At 45.2% G+C, this 3,995-nt stretch carries 4 protein-coding genes; 2 read left to right on the forward strand and 2 right to left on the reverse strand.

Features of this window, described 5'->3' with window-relative positions:
- A partial coding sequence (locus GX419_13380) for a hypothetical protein (GenBank protein ID NLI25688.1) occupies window positions 1–214 on the forward strand: 214 nt, incomplete at its 5' end.
- Window positions 215–227: 13 nt separating this feature from the next.
- A complete protein-coding gene (locus tag GX419_13385) occupies window positions 228–635 on the forward strand; it encodes a metal-dependent hydrolase (protein NLI25689.1) in 408 nt (135 codons plus the stop codon).
- A gap of 154 nt (window positions 636–789) precedes the next feature.
- Here GX419_13385 and GX419_13390 read toward each other — a convergent pair whose 3' ends face one another.
- Entirely contained in the window at window positions 790–3,330 is a 2,541-nt protein-coding gene (locus GX419_13390) for an ATP-binding protein (protein ID NLI25690.1), read from the reverse strand.
- Window positions 3,327–3,995: hypothetical protein (locus GX419_13395; protein ID NLI25691.1), on the reverse strand; the 669-nt coding region annotated here is incomplete at its 5' end. The genes GX419_13390 and GX419_13395, both read right to left, overlap by 4 nt.

Below are 3,995 nucleotides of genomic sequence, written 5' to 3' on the forward strand. Positions count from 1 at the left end.
CAGTTTCAGAATTCCGGGTCTGAAGATTCAGACGTGTGTGATAAAGGTAAAGAAAATCGCCTGCAGAAGCCTGAAAGGGCGCGGTGTCAACTCAGGATTGCGGGTTGTGTATGCCTATTACAAAGAAGAACAGAAAATTGTATTTGTTGAAATCTATCATAAAAGCGAAAAGGGGAATGAAGACAGGGAGAGGATAGAAAAAAATTTTAAATAGAAAAAAGTAGCATATGGCAAATTTCCATGAACATCAAAGAAAAGGAGCGATAACCGGCTGTTTAACTGGTGCAGGCTGCTATTTTTTCTTCCATTTCAAGGAGAAAGAGAAAAATCCTGAAAAAAAATTCAATGTACTTGAGCTACTAGGTTGTACAACGTTGGGAGGGATAACAGGTGCTGTTGCAGGTGTTCTTCCTGACAAACTTGAACCGGCCAGTAATCCAAATCATAGAAAGTTTTTTCATAGTGCTATTTTTTGTTTCATAGTAAGCTGGCTTACCTTAAAAATAGTTCAAAAACACGAAGCAAGCCTCTTTGTTAAAGTGCTTGCTTTAGCAGGATTGACAGGATGCGTAACCCATATCGCACTGGATAGCAAAACCCCAAAGTCAGTTCCATTAATTCCGAAGTTAGATTAGACCCGGTAAATTAGAAACGCAGGCGAACAAAGACACCACGGTTTGGCCCAGAGGGCAGGCATACGGAATAAACCTTACCATACAAAAGATAAACAAACCGTTAAACACATTGCTGCATTAAAATGCGCAATGTGGATTGACTGTTCCGGGAAGATTATACTTTATGCTGACCGAGTTGGATTAACGTTTCTTTTATTTTGTTTTCGTAATCCTGTTTCGAAATCTGGCCTTCAGTGGCTTTGATTTCTATGGTGATTTTATTGAATTTTGTTTGAAGGTAAGTGAGCATACGCATTACGTCGGATGCTTTTCCTTTGGGAACCTCGATTGTTTCATTTATTGCATCAAGGTTGGCCGTATAAGCATTCAGTTGCTCTTCTGCGATGGTGAGAGACGGCTCATTTTCTGGCTTTGCTTTTACAGCACTCGCTGCCAGAGTACCTGTGCCAGTTGCTTTTTCCTGATTTTTCTGGGCAATACAGATTTCTTCTTTAATGATAATTTCATTATCACTGAATCCAACTTCGGTATCTTCCTTAAAATAGCGGCAAACGGGTTTGTCTGCTTCCAGTTCGCCCAGACCAAAAATGCCTTTTGCAACACCTTCGGCAATAGCTTTCTGTAAAACACTCTTTTCCCTGATTCGCGGTTCACCGGGTGAACGAAACCCCGCCTGAAGGATTTGCAGGGTTGAAACAAACGGCTTATTAGCCAGATACCGTTCCTTAATCACCAGCGGTACTATCTGCTCCAGAATCTCTCCGTCGGAACGAAGTTTGTCGTATATTTCCTGGTCTATTGACTTTTGTTCTCCATAGGTGGGGATTCCCAGATCTTCCTGTTTGTAGCCGTTTTTTGAGGGAATGGCAATAAACCGGTAGAACCTCCTTATGGCATCTTTCAGTTCCGATTCCAGTTTTTTCAGTTCGTTTCTGATTCCTTTGCGCTGCTCTTCAGAAAGTGGCAAAGTGCTGTCATTTTCTATAGCCTGATAGGCTTTGTAACGTCTCAGCTGGGTTAAAAAACTTCCTCTTTCATTATCGTTGGGGAAAAGAAAAAATACCGTATTGCAGTTCACCCGTGCGCTCATTCCTTTGTTTCTGAGGATGGAGTCTAAAACTGTTTTTTTCCCGGCATTAAGGATGATCAGTTTCAGGTCTTCGGTATCGGGTATGGATGCATGATCTTCTTCCCATATAAATACTTTAAATTTAGTATTTTGAATATTCTGTTTAAGTAGTTCTTTTTCAAATGCACACAGGTCTTCCTCCTTAATATTTTCCATTTTTGTAAGGACGATGCGGTTGATATTGGGCTGGTTGGAGAAAAAGTACTTATCGCTCTGAAGCTGGAAGTAGAAGAGTCTCCCCTTGAGTTGTTCAACTGCTTCGGCCACAACGCTGGAAGGATTATCGGGGGTGGTAGCCGAGCGTTTGATTTCTGTAAGAGTGGTTCCTTTCTCGGTACCGCCTGAGAAAGAGTACATAAAGATGGTGGTGGCGGCCCGGGTTGCCAGTCGCAGGCCCTTGTATGCATCGCCCAGATTCATATCCACTTTTTTGCTGCCTGCTTCAGCATCGGTGATATCCTGAGCGATTACGCTGTTGTATTCGGTGCCGATGTGCTTCAGCAGTTCCTGACGTATTTCCTGACGGGCAAGATTGAAATCCGCAAGACTTATATAGGGAATATGCTTATCTTTTAATTCGGAAATGACAAGCGAGAGCAAACGGAGCACGCCCCTGGTTCGCTGGAAATTCGGAAAACTTCCCCAACGGTGATACAGAATATCAATCACTTCAGGTAAAAACGGATAGGAATCGATAAACCGGTTGCGGTATTCCGAAGGTTCTGTACCCGGGGGAAGAATCCCTTCTTTTTGTGCATATTCCATGAAATTGTTTATTACCTGCCTGGCTTCCTTTTCGTTAAGGGAACTGAACAGCCTGCGGCGAATCACTTTGGCAATTTCCGATTCCTGAACGGGAGTGTAAATTTTTTCCACTCTGCCCGCCACTTTCTGGAGTTGCGAATAGAGATGTTCAGCTGCCTGATCGTAATGTTCAATAATGCTGCTCGGCAGGGTAATTACAAGGCAGGTTTTGTCGAGAGTGGATGCGGTTTCGGTAAGTTCCTGCATAAAGGCCATGGTCTGGGCAGAAAGTGTACTCTCCTGCACCTTTATTCCTGCAGCCTTTGTGGCATATTCCAGCAATTCGTCCATCAGAATCACCAATGGCTGGTGCGCCTGGAGCAGTGATTTCAGTTTGTCTTTTCCGGGAGAAGTTAAGCCTGTCAGATGTTCATTCTTTCCTGTCAGTTGTTTTTCCAGGACACTCCAGATCGTATCCGATGCGCTCAGGTTGGTTCCTACAACAACCACACGCTTTGCTTTCCATTCCTGAGCTTTGTGCATGATAGCAATAAGCGAGTGGGTTTTGCCTCCTCCGAAGGGAGTCTGAATCTGTATGGTCGGATCGCCCCCTTTCCCTTCGACACGTTTTTGAATGATGCCGAGAAGGTTTTCCAGTCCTTCCGTCATGTAGGTTTTCCGGAAAAAGGTCACAGGGTCTTTGTATTCTTCGGGTCCCCGGTTGTGGAATGCTTCCCACAGGTCGGCGGCAAAGATGTCCATGGTGAGCCGGCCTTCGAGTATATCTTTGTGGGGGATGGCTATGGCATGAAAGGCATTCATAGGTCTAATCGTGTTTGTTTATGTTGTTCTACTTTCATTTCATTGCGTATGCGTTCGCGGCCGGCGAGGAAGCCATCGAGCAGTTTTTTCTCTTTGCTTTCAGGCGGCAGGCATTCTGAAACGGCCTGGGCCACCCGGTAAAAGGCCTCACTTTTGCCAAAGCCGGTTTTGTTCAGATGGTTGAGCATTTCGGTACGCTGGCTTTTTTCCCAGAGCAGAAGGATAAGGTGGAGCACATCAATAAGTTCAACTGAATCTTCCAGTTCTTCCTTTTTGCGTTCATGAGGGCCTAAAAGACACACAAACTCTTTTTCTTTCCGGATACAGCTTTTCCGGTTCCAGAGTTCGGCCAGGTCGATGTTACAACTGGTGGCAAGTTTACGGGCTTCGTCGAAGGGTACTCTGGCCTCGCTGTAATTCCAGCGCCAGAGCACGTAAAAGCGGGTTAGCTCGCTGATTTCGCCGGCAAAACCGTTATGCAGAATCTGATGCACGGCATAATCGGTGGCAATTTTCCGCACGTCGTCGAGAATGCGGTCGGCACGGATGATGTTGCCTTCGTAGTCCATCACCTTTTCGTATTTACCGAACACCTCGATAGCCGAGCCAATGGCGGCAATAAAGAAATCGGCTCCGCCAATACCTTCGGCCCACAGGCGGTCGAG

Source organism: Bacteroidales bacterium, assembly GCA_012517825.1.
Lineage (GTDB): Bacteria > Bacteroidota > Bacteroidia > Bacteroidales > JAAYUG01 > JAAYUG01.